A 16,499-nucleotide genomic window follows, 5' to 3' on the forward strand; every position below is an offset into this window, starting at 1 on the left:
AGGGTGTAGTGAGTGGCTGGTGGCTAGTGGCTAGTAAATAGGGTGTGGGGTGTAGTGAATTGTTAACTGGTCACTGGTCACTGGTCACTGGTTACTGGTTACTGCTCCCGACTCCCGGCTCTTGTACGGGCGGGTTTGGAAACCCGCCCCTACCGACTCCCTAATTCTTCCCGATTCACCGAACCAGCTGCGCGGCGGAATTAAAAAACTGACGACATAGCCCTTGGGTAACGAGAATTGCTGTGGCTAAGTTAGTGAAGGCAAGCATGAACATGACTAAAATTTGGTAGGATGCGGCATCGAGAGGATTCACGCCGCTGAGAATTTGTCCTGTAATGATGCCTGGAAGGGTGACAATGCCAATCACCATCATCTGATTTAGGATTGGAATTAACCCAGCCCGAATCGCATCTTTCCGGTACTGAGCTACAGCTTGTTGGGGTGTCGCACCTAAACTTAAATGAGTCTCAATCTCTAGCTGGCTGGCATTAATTGTACTGACAAGACGCTCCCCCGCGATCGCTGCCCCATTAATCGCGTTTCCTAAAATAATTCCCGCTAAAGGAATGATATATTGCGGTTCGTACCACTTCTGCGGTTGAACGATCAGCAGGTTGACATAGCTCAAAGTAAAAGCCGTGCTGACAAATATTGAAACCCAAACTAGCGGTAGCAATTGGGGAATCTTTTTGCCAATCCGGTTGCGAGACACCACAGCCGCAATTGTCAGCATCACCAGCACCACCGCTAGCACTGCCCAAGGGTTATCTATCCGAAAAATAATATCTAAAATCGCTCCCACAACGAACAGCTGCAAGATCGTTCTTACCGTCGCGATCGCCAAACTCCACTCTAAGCCCAAACGCTGCCCAGCCGATAACCCTATTGCGATCGCCATCAGCGCCACAGCCAGAACAAAATCCACTAAATCGAGTCTAATTAAAGTGTCCATAGTGAGGAGTGGGGAGTGAGGAGTGAGGGAGAAGAGAGCTGAGGGAGAAAAATCAACTGTCAACTGTCAGCCGTCAACTAACAACTAACAACCAATTTGCCATTTTCTTGCGATACAACTTCTGATTTGATTAACTAATAGAAAAACTTATGGTTCAAAGCGTGACTCAATCTACTCGCGTTCCTATCTTAAATCTGGCGCAGCAATATACGGATCTTGCAACTGAAATTAATGATGTTGTTTTCAAAGTACTTGCCTCTGGCGGTTATGTAGGTGGGGCAAATGTTGCTAACTTTGAGCAAGAATTTGCCACATATACAAATGTATCTGAATGCGTCGCCTGTAATTCCGGTACAGATGCACTGCTGCTAGCATTGCGGGCGTTAGGTGTAGGGGCTGGGGATGAGGTGATTACCACGCCCTTTTCTTTTTTTGCTACCACTGAGACGATTAGTGCTGTCGGTGCTAAGCCAATTTTTGTAGATATTGACGCACCAACATTTAATCTTGACGTGACTCAAGTAGAGTCAGCAATTACAGCTAAAACTAAAGCTATTATTCCGGTTCATTTGTACGGACAGCCAGTTGATATGACTGCGCTAATGGCGATCGCCCAAACCCATAATCTTGCTGTCATTGAAGACTGCGCCCAAGCAACAGGAGCATTGTGGGCGGGACAAAAAGTCGGTAGCATCGGTCATGTCGGTTGTTTTAGTTTCTACCCTACAAAGAATTTAGGTGCTTGTGGCGATGGCGGTGCGGTGACGACGAACGATCCAGAAATTGCGGCAAAGATGCGAATGCTACGCAATCATGGCGAGAAAAATCGTTACTATCACGAAGATATTGGCTTGAACAGCCGTCTGGACGCTATACAAGCAGCGATTTTGCGAGTCAAGTTACGTTATTTAGATACTTGGAACGAACAACGACGGGCGATCGCTTCTCGCTATCAAGAATATCTCGCTCAAGTTCCAGGTGTTGTCCTTCCCCAAGAATTACCAGGTGGCGAAGGTGTTTGGAACCAATACACAATTCGCCTTCAGCGGGGTGAGGAGCGAGGAGCGTTAGCGAAGCGGGACGAAGTTCGGAGCGAGGGAAATCTATATAGAGATGAGGTACGTCAACGCCTACAAGCAAAAGGTGTAGGTTCGATGGTTTACTATCCTTTGCCTTTACACTTGCAACCCGTGTATCAAAATTTAGGCTACCAGCAAGGGCAATTTCCGATCTCGGAGCAGGCTTCTGATGAAGTCTTATCCCTGCCTATCTTCCCCGAACTTTCTCCTGAAGCACAAGCACAAGTCGTTTATTGTCTCAAGGATTGTTTAAGTGAGTCGGGAGTCGGGAGTCGGGAGTCGGGAGTCGGGAAATTTTAATCCACAGGTTCCCCTTTTTAAAGGAAACGTAGGATTTAGGGGGTTCTGCCCAGTCCCCCTTTGTAAGGGGGATTTAGGGAGATCTATCCTTGAGTTCTTAAAACGGGACGGTTAACAGTGGCAAGAGATTCAACCAAACTACGAACGGCTGCAATCATAGCCACTTCGCTATTGAGTTGGTTAATTGCCGAACCTACACCCACACCAGCCGCACCAGATGCGATCGCCATTGGCGCGGTTACGTTAGAAATACCGGAAGCACACAAAACTGGTACGGATACGGCGCGGGAGATTTCGTAGGCAGCGGCGAGGGTAGGTGCAGCTTTCTCAACCAAACCCAACGTACCAGAATGAACGGGACTGCTGCTCGTACCACCTTCAGTTTGGATAATATCAGCTCCAGCTTTTACAAGCTCCTCAGCTAGCTGCACTTGGCGATCGAGTTCTAAAATGTGGGGAACTGTAACGGAAAGGGTAATTTCAGGCAAGAGCGATCGCGTAATTTCTGTTAAAGCAAGTACTTCCTCTGCTTCAAATCTACGTCCTTGAGCGTAGAAGCTATCGAAGTTACCAATTTCAATCAGATCTGCACCAGCTGCTACACAGGTGACAAATTTTTCTGGATCGACTGCCGATACACAAATTGGCAAATTTGTCAATTCTTTTACCATTTGCACTAGCTCGACATCAGCAGCAATATCAACAAAAGTAGCACCACCGCGATCGGCTGCATTGACTGTTGCGGCTACGCTTTGGCGATCGAGGTTATTCAAACCGCTAATAATTTTCAGCGCTCGTCCTTGGGCAAAGGCTTGGTGGAGTAGAGGATGCATGGTCATGATTTCTCTCTTGTGTCCTGTAAAGGAATATTGTGACACTCTCGGAGGTTTGAAGCTAGTATTAGCTCGCGCCAAGATGAGAACACTCTCGTCTTGTCTCCCAAGTTCTCCTTGTCCCCCTTGTCTTCCTTATCTTCCCGATCTCCACTCCCCCTGAATTACCGCTGGGCGCTCCGCGAAAGAGCAGTTACGCGCCGCACATCAGAAAATACTCCTTCCCCATGTAGTTCGTACATTGTCGGTTTCACTTCAACTTTTAGCAACCGAGATGTGTTGACGCAAATAGTTTGTTCTGGCAAGTGTAGCAAGCACCAAGGTTTGTCCAGATGTTTCAAAATCCGCTGCTGGATTTCTTGAGGAGTCAGAGCATTATCTTCGTGCAAAACCACATTGAAGGCTTCTATTTGACCGTTAGTGTAGAAAAACGTGATTTGTAGCATATTGTGGTCGTTCATCGCTAGGAATTACCTCTCTTGCTTGGTTTTCAAGTAGCTTTTGCCTTAACTCTCCCAAATCCAGCATTCTGTCAAGGCTAGTATTGTATTACCCAAAATTCAGTTGTCAGTTATCAGTTGTCAGTGACTAGTGGCTAGTGGCTAGTCAATACTTCTTGGTTAGGCTGCATAGCTCTTGAAGATCCCCCAACCCCCTTAACAAGGGGGCTTTAAGTCCCCTTGGTTAGGCTGCATAGCTCTTGAAGATCCCCCAATCCCCTTAAAAAGGGGGCTTTAAGTTCCCCCCTTAACAAGGGGGGCTAGGGGGGAGCGAATCTTAACTGAGATGTATTGGGTGGCTAGTGGCTTGACTCAATTCTTGTCACCAGTCACGAGCCACTAGCCACTGTCAATTACCAACTACCAATCCATACACAAATTTCTAGTCTTCTTCTATACAAACTTCACCATTTTGCGATTGAGTCGTGATATCTTGTTGAGCATCTGCAAAATAAAATCATCCTTAGGTTAGATGCCAAGAGCTATGAAGTGGAATCTCAGTTTGGAGGCAGAATTTTTTTATCAACAGGGATTGCGTCGCAATAAAGCCGAACAATACGCAGAAGCTCTACTGAGCTTGGATATAGCTGTGGAATACAAGCCAGATTTCGCTGATGCTTGGTCGCAGCGAGGTATAGCCCTGGGTAGTTTAAACCGCCATGAAGAGGCGATCGCTAGTTTCGATCGCGCTGTTACCCTGCGTCCAGATGCTAGCTGGGTTTGGCACAATCGCGGGATTGCCCTGGGTAAGCTGGGTCGTTATATTGAAGCTCTCAATAGTTTCGATCGCGCCTTAGAATTTAATCCCGATGCGGCGACAATTTGGCACAACCGAGGGATTACTCTGATCGATCTTGGTTGCTACGAAAAAGCTGTTATCAACTTTGAAAAAACAATCCAGCTACGACCAGATGCTTACTGGGCATGGTACAACCGAGGTACGGCACTGGGACATCTCAAGCAATTTGCAGCAGCAGTTGATAGCTTCGATCGCGCCCTAGAGTTCCAACCTGACGATCTCTTGACTTGGAACAATCGCGGCATCACTCTAAGCGACTGGGGTGAATATACCAAAGCAGTCGCTAGCTTCGATCGCGCTTTGGCAATCGATCCAGAATATAGCAAGGCTTGGTACAACAAGGGGGTAGCGCTGCGAAAATTAGGAGATTTCCCAGCAGCAATCATCTGTTTCGATCGCACTATTGAGTTGGAGCCTAATGATTTTTGGGCATGGTATAACAGGGGGCTATCTCTAGCACAAATTGGTGAAAAAGAAGCAGCGATCGCCAGCTACAAACATGCTCTGAGCATTCAACCTCAAGACATGGCAGTTTGGTACGATTGTGGTTTGGCATTGTATGAATTGTGCCGTTACCAAGAAGCGATCGCTATTTACACCAAAGCTTTAGAAGTCCAGCCTCATACACCTATATTTTGGTACAATATTGCCTGCTGTTATGCTTTGCAATCGCAAGCCGAACAAGCAATTACTAGCTTACAACAGGCAATTCAAATCAGTCCAGATAAGTATCGTACTCTTGCCAAGAATAGCTCGGTCTTTCATACCATTTCTCAAGACAAAAGATTTCAAAGTTTGATTTCTGAGTCATAAGTAGATGTATAAAATCAGAGTATTTTTACTTTAAAAGTTCTGTCAGTCATATAAACTTTCTTAGCCAGCAACAACTGGCTATTTTTTTGTTACATATAGCGATTCTTATTATGGTATACATTCGTAGGAGCGCATAGCTGTGCGCCCCTACAGATCTTTATCTCAGCCAATTGAAAAAGGCTAGAACACAGACGTACAGCGTTACCTCTCTCTAGAATTATACGCGCTTTATAATTTCGCTAAAACTTTCAGAATTTTCTCAGTAAAACCACATAAATTTGTTTGTGAAATCTTCAGCATAATTACCGCGATCGTGCGGCAAGAAATTAATTGATTTCAGGGCAAACTAGATCTTAAGTTTAACGAAAACTAGGAAAAACTTTGTCAACACAAACCTTTCTAATCAAACTTCTGGCACGAAAACAATCTCAAGAGCGAGGATTTACTATAGTACTTGCTCTTAGTATGGGTTTAATCTTAATGGCAATTGCGACTACCCTAATTTTTCGTGCTTCTCGTAACGAAGCGATCGCTTCTACCCGCACTCAGACTGGCGATAGTTTAGCTGTTGCTGAAGGAGGTATTGCTAGAATTATAGCTCTCATGACTAAACCAGAAAACGCAGTTTTACTAACTCGAAATTACGATCCAATCGACCCAAAAACGGGAAAAAATTATCTGGGAGCCGATGGCATTCCTAAAACGAGCGACGATACCACAACTGCTATTAATGAATGGATAACTCCGATTACTTTTCCTTGTCTACCGTCAGTATCTCCTAATGTAACTGCACTAACCAGTTCTAACAGTATTGGTAACGGTCAATTTCAGTTGCTGGCATATCGTTACGATAGTTTAAAGCAAACAGGAACTTTCCTCATATCGGGTCAAAACGATAATTCTATCGCTTATCTTGCAGTTACAGTAGCAATTAGTGCAACAATTCAAAATTTTCCTGGCGCTATTAGCACTCATACTACTATCGATCCGGATCGCATTGAAATACAAGCACGCAAAATTGTAGGTAAGAATGCTAATATTTACTTCGATCCTGTGACCGCTTTCGATAATTCTAATCTCAGTGGATATGCCATAAAAGGTGGTGCAAATAGATCTCAATATCTCGCTGCTATCGGTTCGGCATTAGATACCACAGATACTAGTATTGATGGCACGATTTTCGCTTGTAAACTGCAACTTAACTTTCCATTCACTGCACAAGGTACGGATTTAGGACAAATTACAGAGGCAAGCTTTCCAACTGTTACACCACCTGCAATACCTACACTCCTTCTAACTGGTGCTAGCGGACAAATTACGCATTATCAAACTAATAAAATTGATATCACTGATAAAATAATTGATGTTGATACAACTGCTGGTCCAGTTTATCTTTATGTGAAAGGTTCGTATTCAGGTAAAGAAGGATTTCATTTGCGAGGAAATTCTAAAATTCGTAATATTCGCACTGATGGACAACTACCCAGAGTTGGAGATTTACGAATTATTATTGTCTACAGTGGTTTGGGAACGCCGCAGTCTGCCTATCTTTACAATACTGCTTGTATTCAGAATGCTTTTCTTTACAATCGAGATGCAGATTTTAAATTAGAAACTTCAGGGGACGGTTGTGAGAGTCCTGGGAATAGTAATTTTGATGGAGTGGTGTGGGCTGAAGATATTCAAAATACTGATGTAAGTCTTGCTGGGATTAATGTACCGGATAACCTTCTCAGTTTATCAGACTTAGCTAATAGTTTTAACTTATATACTATTAATAAAATTGGCTCGATCCAAAAGTGGCAGCGATATAAGTTGTAGAGTTGTAAAGCTTTACCTTTTTAAAACTTTGTTTTTGAGCCATTGAGATCGCCTCAATTTCACTCATTCACTTCACCGTAAATTCACTGAAAAACCAGCAACAATATTTATTAAGATTACCGTAATTCTACGGCAATAAGTCAGTATAAAACAGGGCAAACTAGATTTAATTTTTAGGTTTTCTAATAGACAAAACATCATTTTTATTCTACCAACACAGAATTTTTATGAGGAGAATTGTTTTTTACATACAGTTAGTGCAATAGCTCATTACTAATCGCATCATACTATCAAATAAATTAGCAGCGATTCAATTATAAAACTTTCAACATGGCGCGGTCGATGCATCTACAGAAATTGCCACTACAAGATAAAGGATTTACTCTTTTTGAGGTATTGGTATCCATACTTATAGTTAGTATCTTTCTTTCTGTGGCAATGCAAGCGCTTTTATTTGCGATTATTTTTAAAGTGCGCGCCGAACAGCGTAACGAAGCAGTCACTTGGATTCAGAAGGATTTAGAATTCGTAAAAAATCAAGCTAAAGAATACGAAATTAATACTTTTCCTTATTCCAATAGATGTAATGCAACTACTTCTGCTGACGGCTTTGCTGCGGGATTACTGCATAGTATACTTGGCACACCAATGTCACCACCTCCATCAGCACCATCTACCACAACATCTGTTTCTAAAACTTTAGCAGGAAAAAGTTTCACGCTGACTCGAACTGCTATTTATGATACTCCTACTTGTGCTTATAAATTACTTCAACTAACTTATAATGTCACGCCAGCAGACAATAGTTCCCCTATTGCAACGCTTTCAACTGAGGTAATTCCTGATGCGTCGCTTAAGTGTCCGTAAAAATAATCAAAACAAAGGTTTCTCTTTAATAGAAATATTAATAATAGTTGTCATTATTGGCATTCTAGCCGCGATCGCAGTTCCTAGCTTTGCTGGTTCTTTGGATCGCGTCAAATTGAATCAAGCGGTAGTTGAAGTCAGAGGAATTTTGCAAGAAGCCCAAAGACAAGCTATTCGTAAAAGTCAACCTTGCGATGTCATGTTGACGTTATCGACTACACCAATACAAATTACTGCGAATTGTGGTGTTACGGGCGATCGCAATTTATCACAGCGAGTTCAACTAATCACAAATATTAGTCAAATAACGGGTAATCCCATCAAAATTACTTTCGGAATTTTAGGAACAGCAGAATTTACAGTTATCACTTCTACTAACCCTCCTCCTCCAGTTGATTCTAGTGGAAAATTGATCTTTTCTGTTGCCCACAGCTCCATTCGCGATAAAAAATGTCTGGCTATATCTAATACTTTAGGATTGACAAGATCTGGTGAATACACTGGTAATTCTACCACGGCAAATCAAATTACTGACAATGGTATGTGTACTGCATCCTAATTATGAGTTATATGAAAAAATATTTTGCTCGAATTTATCATCGGTTTCATATTTCTCAGCATTCTAGAGGATTTACGCTCGTAGAGTTACTAATTGCAGTCTTAATTAGTACGATGGTAATTATCATTGCTGGATTTGCTCTCGTCACAATTGCATCTTTTGATAATAAAGCAGAAGCCAGAACCGAAAGGCAAATCGATCTCAATCGTGCGTTCGATTTCATGAGTCATGAAATTAGAATGGCAAGTAGAATTAATCGGCTTGAAACTGAAGTCGCCGATAACTCTACTACAACTTTGGAAAAAATTGTAGAAGACGCTGGGATTAAAACAAAATTAGGTAGTTATGGCACAATTGCTTTATATCTAGAAATTCCTACTACTAATATTCCTCCTTCTTGTCCTCCCTCAACTGCTTCTTACACAGTTCCCGCTGATTATCAAACAGGGTATGACAAAGTAGTTTACGATATTCGCCCTACAACTGGAAGTTGGTTAAGTCCGAGAGTCATCGCACGTTACGGACGCATACCAAATGTAGATGGTTCAATCGATCCTTGCAAAAACCCTATTGCTAGCGATATTTTAGTTGACTCTATTTCCGATACAAACATCAACCCAACTTGCGCCGTCAAGTTTGGTGCTGGCGGTTTTTATGCTTGCGTTGACGGTAGCTTAGTGGATTTGTTCTTGCGTGGTGCAGTTAGTGGTACAGAAAATCAAGATGTCACGGGTAGGGCATTTTCTCGCCTCAGCAGCTACAGTACGGAACTCGCACCCGTGCTATCCGGTAGCAAGTCAGGAACAACCGAGATGAATTTGACTTGGACTTGGAGTGGTACGGGTAATCCGACTTACAAAGTCTATCGCACCGTGGATGGGGCAGCTACAGAAGTTTATAGCGGCTCTGTTTCTAGCTTAAATAGCAATAGTCTCACTGCCAGCCTTCGCCCTAGCTCTGGTAAACAAAACTGCTATACAGTGAGAGCAACTATCGGTTCGTATACCAGTGCGCCAAGCAATGCAAGGTGTGAAGATTTCTAAGACACCAGGCAAATAAGATGCACGGTAATTTAGTTATCAAATCGATCGCGAGCCAGCGTAGAGAAATTGCTTTCGCAAGTCCTATGCGACCGACCTATTTTGTCATAAAATTATCTTTTAATTAGAAAATTAAGAACTACAGAGATCGCGAGCGCTGAGGAAGCGGGACAATTCAAAATTCACGCATTCAAAATTTACCACCCCTACACCCCACACCCTTTCTTCACTGATAACTGATAACTGATAACTGTTTATGCGATCGCAATGGGAATGTTTGCTACAAAACTTAGGTGAATGGCAGGGTTCGTTTACTCGATTCTCACCCCAAGCTGAGTTTATAGAAGATACGCCTACTGTCGTATCATTAGCTGGATTAAACGATAACAAAACCATTCGTCAAGTTGTCCGTTTCCTACCACCCAATCGTCCCGTAGAAGAGAAAGTATTTGAATACAGTTCTCTGGGTAAGGGAGTTCTGTTTTTTGAAAATGGGGCATTTTCTCAAGGTTCGATTCAACTCAGTCCGGTTGCAGAATTTGGCGCAGAACTTGGTTTAATTCATGGCGATCGCCGCTTGCGCTTAGTGCAACTTTTTACACCGAATGGACAGTTGGATAAAATCACGCTGATTCGCGAATATCTTGCTGGTACGACGACTCCAGAACGTCCACCTTTACAAGTTGATGACTTAGTAGGTGAATGGCAAGGAGAAGCAGTCACAATTTATCCTGACTGGCGATCGCCCGATACCTATCCTACGCAATTGCAAATCGAGCGCCTGGGTAGCGATCGCCTCACACAACAGTTGACTATTTACTCTACGCCAGAAAACCCTTATCAAATTAGTTCCACGGGCAAAATTGCCGGATCGTTACTCTACTTCGAGGGAAATTTTCCAGCCAATCCTCAAATGAGTCCCCAGATTAATCAAGTTATGCTACTACCAGATGGCGCTTCTGCCACCTGTCCTCAACAAGTGCAGTTAAGACAAGCCTTTTTTCTCGAAGTGGGTTGGCTAGTACAGCCAAATCTCCGACAAAGACTGATAAGACGTTACAACGACAAGGGTGAATGGACTAGCCTTACTTTGGTTACTGAAAGGAAGTGAGTGATGCGTGAAGAAGGGGTGTAGGGTGTAGAGAATTTTGAATGCGTGAATGCGTGAATTGTTTTGCTCCCTCAGCTCCCGATCGCTCCCTCAGCTCCCTACTCCCTGCTCCCTACTCCCTGCTCCCTAATAACTGATGTACGTAAAATTACTGAAAAATTCATTGATATCTATCTAATTATAGTAGCGATCGCTTAGTGTTTATGGTAGAAATACGTAATATATTTGTTAAAATAATTACTAAATTTATGCCCGTACAAAGCTTTCGAGTCAGTAAATCGCAAAATCCTTGGGCTGAGGGTTCTAGGTTACTCGGAATAACATTGCTAATTGGATTTGGCATTCGGATAACTGCGGAGCAGTGTTACTTAATCCCTTCTACTTCCATGAAGCCGACTTTACAGATTGACGATCGCCTCTTCGTAGACAAAATTAGCTACCACATCGGCAATCCTCAGCGAGGAGATATCATCGTGTTTACACCTCCAGAAGCAGTGATTCAGGAAGAACATTCTCGCGATGCCTATGTGAAGCGAGTTATTGGATTACCAGGAGAGAAAGTAGAGGTGAACAACGGGATCGTATATATCAACGACCAACCATTAATAGAACATTACATTGCCGAGCCACCGGAATACATTTTAGCAGCAGCGATCGTGCCACCCAATTCTTACCTGGTACTAGGAGATAATCGCAATCGCAGCTATGACAGCCATGCTTGGGGTTTTATCAGTCGCGATCGCATTATTGGTAAGGCAGCAGTGCGTTTTTGGCCTCCCTACCGCGTGGGTAGTTTGTATGCTGAAACCGCCAGCAGTAATTAGATAAAGTCTGCTTTCGGTTGAGTAGATAGATAATTCCCCTCAAATCGCAATCGAGAAATGAGGGGAATTTACAACCACCAACTAACAACCAACACCAACAACTAAAATTCAAACGTTGTCCTCAACGTACCGACAACAATATCGCTATTGTCGCTATCGTGACCTGGAGCAGTTAGCCAAATTACGCCCGGTGCAACCGAGATATTATCAGTCAGTTGATATCGATAGGAAGCTTCAACGTGCAACCCAGTGTCGGGATCTCTTCTTCTTTCTACACCGTCGCCGTCAGCAACAGTAAAACCACTCGTACCCGTTAGCTTAGGTTCCACCGCCACAATAATATTGAGTAGGTTTCCTTCCTTGCCCAAATCGGGAAAACTGAGGGACAGAGCATAGTTCCACACGTCAGCATCACCCAATCCAAGGACGATCGCCTTACTCAATCCTGCCCATCCACCAATTCTAATTCCAGGGGTGATGTCAAATTGTGCTTCTACACCGTAATGATTGCCTACTACCGATCGCGTGCTGCCATCAGCATCTGTGACTTCTACCAGCGATCTGATACTACCTTGTTCTGTCGTGTTTAAGGCTTCATCATACGTATGAAGATAGGCAAAAGCAACCTTAAATCTGTCAGTTCCGTACTCTAATCGCCCGAGAAAGCTGTTGCTACCGTTAAATAAACCGTTACCAGGGGAAGGATCTTCAGCATTACCAGCTTGATAGCCAAGTCCCAGTTTTAAAGCTTCAGTTATCGAGAACTCTGTAATTATCCCTGCATTCTGTCCCCCTGCATTATAGATGGGATTGAAGCTGAGATTACCAATTGCACCTACATTCGTGTCGGTAATCAGGTTATCGACAATATCAAAAACGTCGTCGTATTCTCCAGAGTTAGCTAGCAGCCACACTCTTAGATTATCGCCAACTTGAAAACTGTAGTTGAGGTTATCTATGACAACATCGTTTCCAGTATCTGTAGCATATGCTATCTGTCCTTCATTCGTAATGTTGCCTACATAATCAAAGGCACTAAAGTTACCTGCTTGCAAGCGAACTTGCAGTTGATCTGTACCAGTAAAACTAGACAGGAAATTGAACCGCATTCTCGTTTGTAAGACTGTGTTGTCCTCCACGTCATCGCCAAAAGTATCGCTAGCCGCCATAATGACTTGAGCGCTCAAGTTGGTTGTGGTAGAAAATTGATTCGCTTCCAGTTCGGCGGTGGTTGCTTCTAAGGCATCGACTCGACCGCGCAAAGTTGCAAGTTCCGTACCAAACTCCTCTTGCAACCGTTGTAAAGTTGCCAGGTCTTCTTTGTTGACCATATCAGCAGAAGCGGTCGCAATCAGTTCGTTGACTCGATCTAAACAAGCGTTTAACCCTGCGGCAAATTCATAACGAGTTAAAGCGCGATTACCGCGATAAGTTCCATCGGGGTATCCAGCAATGCAACCATACCGTTCTACCAAAGATTGCAATGCCTGAAATGCCCAATCTGTAGGCTGCACGTCTGATAATTGGGAAACTGAAGTCACTTGAGCTAGCTGTGGCGATCGCTCTCCTGTTGTTAGTGTCTCAACGCTGGTTGTTGAAGTCACGGGAGTCACTGAACTTATATCTCCCGCGATCGCTGAGTTTAAATATAAAGAATTGGCAGCAATAATTGCTAGAGAAACGAAAAATGAATCTCTAAGAAGTTGTTTCATTAGTATATACCTCACACCTTTTCTAATATTTACCGAGAATGGCAAAGAAAAAAAGTTACATGGATTACGATATTTTCCCAAACTCAAAAAACTGTTTTAGTTGAAGATGGCAGTTGCTGATTTCGTCGAATTCTACAACTCTTTTGGCTCAAACTTTTGAACTCATTCCTAAGATAGATGTTCAAAAATCAGTCGAGAATATCTTTTGGGTTCGTTGAGCGGCGAAGTGATTCTGTCTTTTTATAAGTGTTTAAATGTTATCAACAAATAACTTGTGTAAAAAATGATTTGGAGTAGCAAAGATAACAATATTTTGAACGCTACGACTGTATTATAAAATCCACAAAATATGGGTTTCAGTTGCGGTGTTAGCTATAGCTATCGCCATATTTTTGTAGTCGCGTGCAGGGTTTTATCAAGAGTAAACAATTCCAGTCTGGTAACTGCCACCTGCACCAAACAAGAAGCTACAAAGCAGACACGATCCTTTCACTCGCCATTCTCGCACCTGATAAGTTTCTAGCAGTTGGTCCTACTTGTAATGCCGCTAAACCGCCCATCATGTATAATTCGCATCCCGACCAGCGCAAGCAGGGATCGAGAACGGGTAAGCCTCTAGCTACAGGTAGAGGAAAGACATCGAGAATATCTGTTAGCAAAGGTTCCGCAGTCACGTCAAGTTTCGTCCCTGTTGCAACCCAAATGCGATCGCATTCATTCTCTTCCCCATTGTGGCAATGCACTAACCAACTATTCCCTTGCCATACTGCTTTGACGACTTGGCATTGTTCTTGAATTTGCAAGCGATCGCACCGCATGAGCCGCCGCAACTGTAGCATCATTGCTGGTGTGAGGGAACCCCCATTTCTAGCTTGCTGAATTAAATACCAACGCTTTTCCCAGTCTGGTTCTGCCCAAAAATCTTTGAGATATTTCGGTCCCAGCCACCCTGGTTCGGCATCAAATAATTTCTCTTGTAAGTTGCGCCTTGCCATCAACACGACTCTAGCACCACGGGCGATCGCGCCTACAGCCAAATGTCCGCTAGTTAATCCGCCACCAACAATTAATATCCGTTCTCCAGCTAAGTGTAATTTTCGCAAGTCCACCTGCTGTGAGTGACATAACCGTTCTGGCGGATAAGGAGACTGAATTTGACTCACCCACTCAGGTATGTGAATTTGACTGCTACCCTTTGCAAATACTACTCTACGGGCAACAACCGCGCGATCGTTTGCTAACCACAAGCGAAACCGAGGACGCAACCGATGCTGTAAAGGCTCGATCCGCAAAACCTTAGCGTGACAAACTGGTGGTAACTCCAAACGGCGAATTAAATCGGCACAAAAATCTTGAAATAGCTGCGTTCCTGGTAGATCGTACGGGGCAAATAATTCTTGGGGACGAGATTCGGCAAACTTCCGCAAGGCGTAAGGGTTGGGATCGGGATGATGGACGGCAGGAGAACGTAAATGAGGAATCTCGAAAGCCGCAAATTGTTGCTGCCACTGCTGCAACCACATGCCACTCGGATCGAAAACAGCAAACCTCTGTCGCAGCTTGTTCCGCTTTTGTAGCAAGTAGGCGACAAACGTGAGGGCGTGGGGACCAGCGCCAATGATGGCAATATCGGTATTAGAGGCTTCTACGGACATAACAATCGTGCTAGATTAAGCAGTACTTTAAAATGATAATCATTCTCGCACATGCTAACACCAGTAATCAAAAGTCAAAACTGAGCAGACAGGAGACAACAGAGAGCAGAGGAGACTAGGAGCAGAGGAGAAATTACTAGTCACTGATAACTGATAACTGATAACTGAGAGTAAATTGGTAGGATGCTTTATCTATCTCCCTATGATTCCTGCCAGAAGAGTTTATTTGTTGCTGTTATTGGGAATAGCAGTCGCACCTCTATTAGCCACAATTTGGAACGTACCGCGCAGTATCTTGGTAATGCTGCTTTTTGATACTGTGATTTTAGGACTGACGATCGCCGACAGCTTATTAGTACGCCGTCATCGCATCCAAGTCGAGCGATCGCTACCCGCTAGACTTTCCATCGGACGGGATAATCTGGTGGTTGTGACAGTGCGATCGCTTAAAAAATCAGCTCAAATTCAAATTTACGATTATTACCCGATGCAGTTTGCTGTTTCTGCCAATACGCTGACTGCTGCTCTTGCATCTAACAGCACGACGGACTTAACTTATACAATTCACCCCAACCAACGGGGAGAATTTGGCTGGGGAGATCTGCAAGTGAGACAATTGGGTGCTTGGGGATTAGGTTGGGATAATTGGAAGATTCCTCAAAGTCAGAAAGTGAAAGTTTATCCTGATTTAGTAGGGTTGCGATCGCTCTCGATTCGTTTGACACTACAATCGGCTGGTTCGATCCGCAAGCTGCGCCAACGGGGAATCGGCACGGAATTTGCCGAGTTGAAAGATTATAGTACGGGTGATGATTTGCGGTTGATTGACTGGAAAGCTACGGCTCGTCGCAACCGTCCTTTGGTGCGAGTTTTGGAGCCAGAACACGAACAAACCCTGATTATTCTATTGGATAGAGGACGCTTGATGACGGCTCAAGTATCAGGGTTAAAGCGGTTTGATTGGGGTTTAAACGCAACTTTGGCTTTAGCACTAGCGGGAATTCATCGCGGCGATCGCGTGGGTGTGGGAGTATTTGATAAACAAATGCAGACTTGGATACCACCAGAACGAGGGCAAAATCAATTAAATAAACTGATCGATCGCCTGACACCAATTCAACCCGTATTACTCGAATCTGACTACATCAGTGCTGTAACGAGTATTGTCAAGCAACAAGCTCGCAGAGCTTTAGTAGTATTAATTACAGATATTGTTGATATTACCGCTTCTGCCGAATTATTGGCAGCATTGGGCAGACTCACACCCCGTTATTTACCTTTTTGCGTTACATTGCGCGATCGCCAAGTGGATCGGTTAGCTAATACTTCTACAGATGAAGTTAATCCGACTTATGCCCGTGCTGTGGCTTTGGATTTATTATCTCAGCGTCAAGTTGCCTTTGCTGGGTTGAAACAAAAAGGCGTTTTGGTATTGGATGCACCAGCCGATTTAATTTCCGAACAGTTGGTAGAGCGATATTTGCAGCTCAAGGCGAGGAATCAATTGTAATGGGTAGTTGGTGATTGGTAGTTGGTAGTTGGTAAGAATAAGGTAGCCTAGTCATGACACATTTTTTGACTTTTAACTTTTGACTTGTCGTAGAATACTCACACTTTGAGCGGAACGTAAGATA

Annotated in this window: 14 protein-coding genes; 9 read left to right on the top strand and 5 right to left on the bottom strand. The window is 43.6% G+C overall.

The window, feature by feature from the left end; genetic code table 11:
• Positions 1-175: 175 nt before the first annotated feature.
• Positions 176-952 (bottom strand): ABC transporter permease, encoded by a 777-nt coding sequence (locus tag QH73_RS18195; protein WP_039716014.1) that lies wholly within the window; start codon positions 950-952, stop codon positions 176-178.
• Between the two features lie 149 nt (positions 953-1,101).
• Here QH73_RS18195 and QH73_RS18200 point away from each other — a divergent pair, with 149 nt between their 5' ends.
• Positions 1,102-2,331: a DegT/DnrJ/EryC1/StrS family aminotransferase gene (locus QH73_RS18200; protein WP_052290100.1), complete on the top strand. Its 1,230-nt coding sequence runs from the start codon at positions 1,102-1,104 to the stop codon at positions 2,329-2,331.
• 83 nt (positions 2,332-2,414) lie between these two features.
• Here the strand turns inward: QH73_RS18200 and QH73_RS18205 are convergent, their stop codons facing one another.
• Positions 2,415-3,170 (bottom strand): DUF561 domain-containing protein, encoded by a 756-nt coding sequence (locus QH73_RS18205; protein WP_039716013.1) that lies wholly within the window; start codon positions 3,168-3,170, stop codon positions 2,415-2,417.
• Positions 3,171-3,328: 158 nt separating this feature from the next.
• A complete protein-coding gene (locus tag QH73_RS18210; protein ID WP_039716012.1) occupies positions 3,329-3,625 on the bottom strand; it encodes a hypothetical protein in 297 nt (98 codons plus the stop codon).
• A gap of 511 nt (positions 3,626-4,136) precedes the next feature.
• Between QH73_RS18210 and QH73_RS18215 the strand changes: the two genes are divergently transcribed.
• The 7 genes from QH73_RS18215 (at position 4,137) to lepB (ending at position 11,498) form a co-directional block, all read left to right on the top strand.
• On the top strand, positions 4,137-5,276 hold the full coding sequence (locus tag QH73_RS18215) for a tetratricopeptide repeat protein (RefSeq protein WP_236147074.1): 1,140 nt from the start codon (positions 4,137-4,139) through the stop codon (positions 5,274-5,276).
• A 381-nt stretch (positions 5,277-5,657) separates the two neighbouring features.
• Complete coding sequence (locus QH73_RS18220; protein WP_132867359.1) at positions 5,658-7,097, top strand: hypothetical protein; 1,440 nt, start codon at positions 5,658-5,660, stop codon at positions 7,095-7,097.
• Between the two features lie 342 nt (positions 7,098-7,439).
• The gene (locus tag QH73_RS18225; RefSeq protein ID WP_132867390.1) at positions 7,440-7,964 is read left to right on the top strand and encodes a type IV pilus modification PilV family protein; all 525 of its coding nucleotides are present in this window, start codon (positions 7,440-7,442) and stop codon (positions 7,962-7,964) included.
• Positions 7,942-8,523, top strand: a complete 582-nt coding sequence (locus tag QH73_RS18230) for a pilus assembly FimT family protein (protein ID WP_052290097.1) — start codon at positions 7,942-7,944, stop codon at positions 8,521-8,523. The genes QH73_RS18225 and QH73_RS18230 overlap by 23 nt, the downstream gene beginning before the upstream one ends.
• 11 nt (positions 8,524-8,534) lie before the next feature.
• Positions 8,535-9,566: a prepilin-type N-terminal cleavage/methylation domain-containing protein gene (locus QH73_RS18235; RefSeq protein ID WP_039717551.1), complete on the top strand. Its 1,032-nt coding sequence runs from the start codon at positions 8,535-8,537 to the stop codon at positions 9,564-9,566.
• A 253-nt stretch (positions 9,567-9,819) separates the two neighbouring features.
• Positions 9,820-10,674 (top strand): DUF3598 family protein, encoded by an 855-nt coding sequence (locus QH73_RS18240; protein WP_039716010.1) that lies wholly within the window; start codon positions 9,820-9,822, stop codon positions 10,672-10,674.
• Positions 10,675-10,877: 203 nt separating this feature from the next.
• Positions 10,878-11,498, top strand: coding sequence for a signal peptidase I (gene lepB / locus QH73_RS18245; RefSeq protein ID WP_132867361.1), 621 nt, complete (start codon positions 10,878-10,880; stop codon positions 11,496-11,498).
• Between the two features lie 101 nt (positions 11,499-11,599).
• On the opposite strand, the gene QH73_RS18250 is transcribed toward lepB, so the two are convergent.
• Complete coding sequence (locus tag QH73_RS18250; RefSeq protein WP_039716008.1) at positions 11,600-13,210, bottom strand: iron uptake porin; 1,611 nt, start codon at positions 13,208-13,210, stop codon at positions 11,600-11,602.
• A 467-nt stretch (positions 13,211-13,677) separates the two neighbouring features.
• Entirely contained in the window at positions 13,678-14,865 is a 1,188-nt protein-coding gene (locus tag QH73_RS18255; RefSeq protein WP_039716007.1) for an FAD/NAD(P)-binding protein, read from the bottom strand.
• Positions 14,866-15,067: 202 nt separating this feature from the next.
• On the opposite strand from QH73_RS18255, the gene QH73_RS18260 reads away from it, so the two are divergent.
• Positions 15,068-16,375: a DUF58 domain-containing protein gene (locus QH73_RS18260; protein ID WP_039716006.1), complete on the top strand. Its 1,308-nt coding sequence runs from the start codon at positions 15,068-15,070 to the stop codon at positions 16,373-16,375.
• Positions 16,376-16,499: the final 124 nt, after the last annotated feature.

It is taken from the genome of Scytonema millei VB511283 (genome assembly GCF_000817735.3).
GTDB classification, from domain to species: Bacteria; Cyanobacteriota; Cyanobacteriia; order Cyanobacteriales; family Chroococcidiopsidaceae; genus Chroococcidiopsis; species Chroococcidiopsis millei_B.

Bases quoted from the DNA above. Each gene is read 5' to 3' on its own strand.
- QH73_RS18195 (WP_039716014.1), bottom strand. From the start codon at position 952: ATGGACACTTTAATTAGACTCGATTTAGTGGATTTTGTTCTGGCTGTG.
- QH73_RS18200 (WP_052290100.1), top strand. From the start codon at position 1,102: ATGGTTCAAAGCGTGACTCAATCTACTCGCGTTCCTATCTTAAATCTG.
- QH73_RS18205 (WP_039716013.1), bottom strand. From the start codon at position 3,170: ATGACCATGCATCCTCTACTCCACCAAGCCTTTGCCCAAGGACGAGCG.
- QH73_RS18210 (WP_039716012.1), bottom strand. From the start codon at position 3,625: ATGAACGACCACAATATGCTACAAATCACGTTTTTCTACACTAACGGT.
- QH73_RS18215 (WP_236147074.1), top strand. From the start codon at position 4,137: ATGCCAAGAGCTATGAAGTGGAATCTCAGTTTGGAGGCAGAATTTTTT.
- QH73_RS18225 (WP_132867390.1), top strand. From the start codon at position 7,440: ATGCATCTACAGAAATTGCCACTACAAGATAAAGGATTTACTCTTTTT.
- QH73_RS18230 (WP_052290097.1), top strand. From the start codon at position 7,942: ATGCGTCGCTTAAGTGTCCGTAAAAATAATCAAAACAAAGGTTTCTCT.
- QH73_RS18235 (WP_039717551.1), top strand. From the start codon at position 8,535: ATGAAAAAATATTTTGCTCGAATTTATCATCGGTTTCATATTTCTCAG.
- QH73_RS18240 (WP_039716010.1), top strand. From the start codon at position 9,820: ATGCGATCGCAATGGGAATGTTTGCTACAAAACTTAGGTGAATGGCAG.
- lepB (WP_132867361.1), top strand. From the start codon at position 10,878: ATGGTAGAAATACGTAATATATTTGTTAAAATAATTACTAAATTTATG.
- QH73_RS18250 (WP_039716008.1), bottom strand. From the start codon at position 13,210: ATGAAACAACTTCTTAGAGATTCATTTTTCGTTTCTCTAGCAATTATT.
- QH73_RS18255 (WP_039716007.1), bottom strand. From the start codon at position 14,865: ATGTCCGTAGAAGCCTCTAATACCGATATTGCCATCATTGGCGCTGGT.
- QH73_RS18260 (WP_039716006.1), top strand. From the start codon at position 15,068: ATGATTCCTGCCAGAAGAGTTTATTTGTTGCTGTTATTGGGAATAGCA.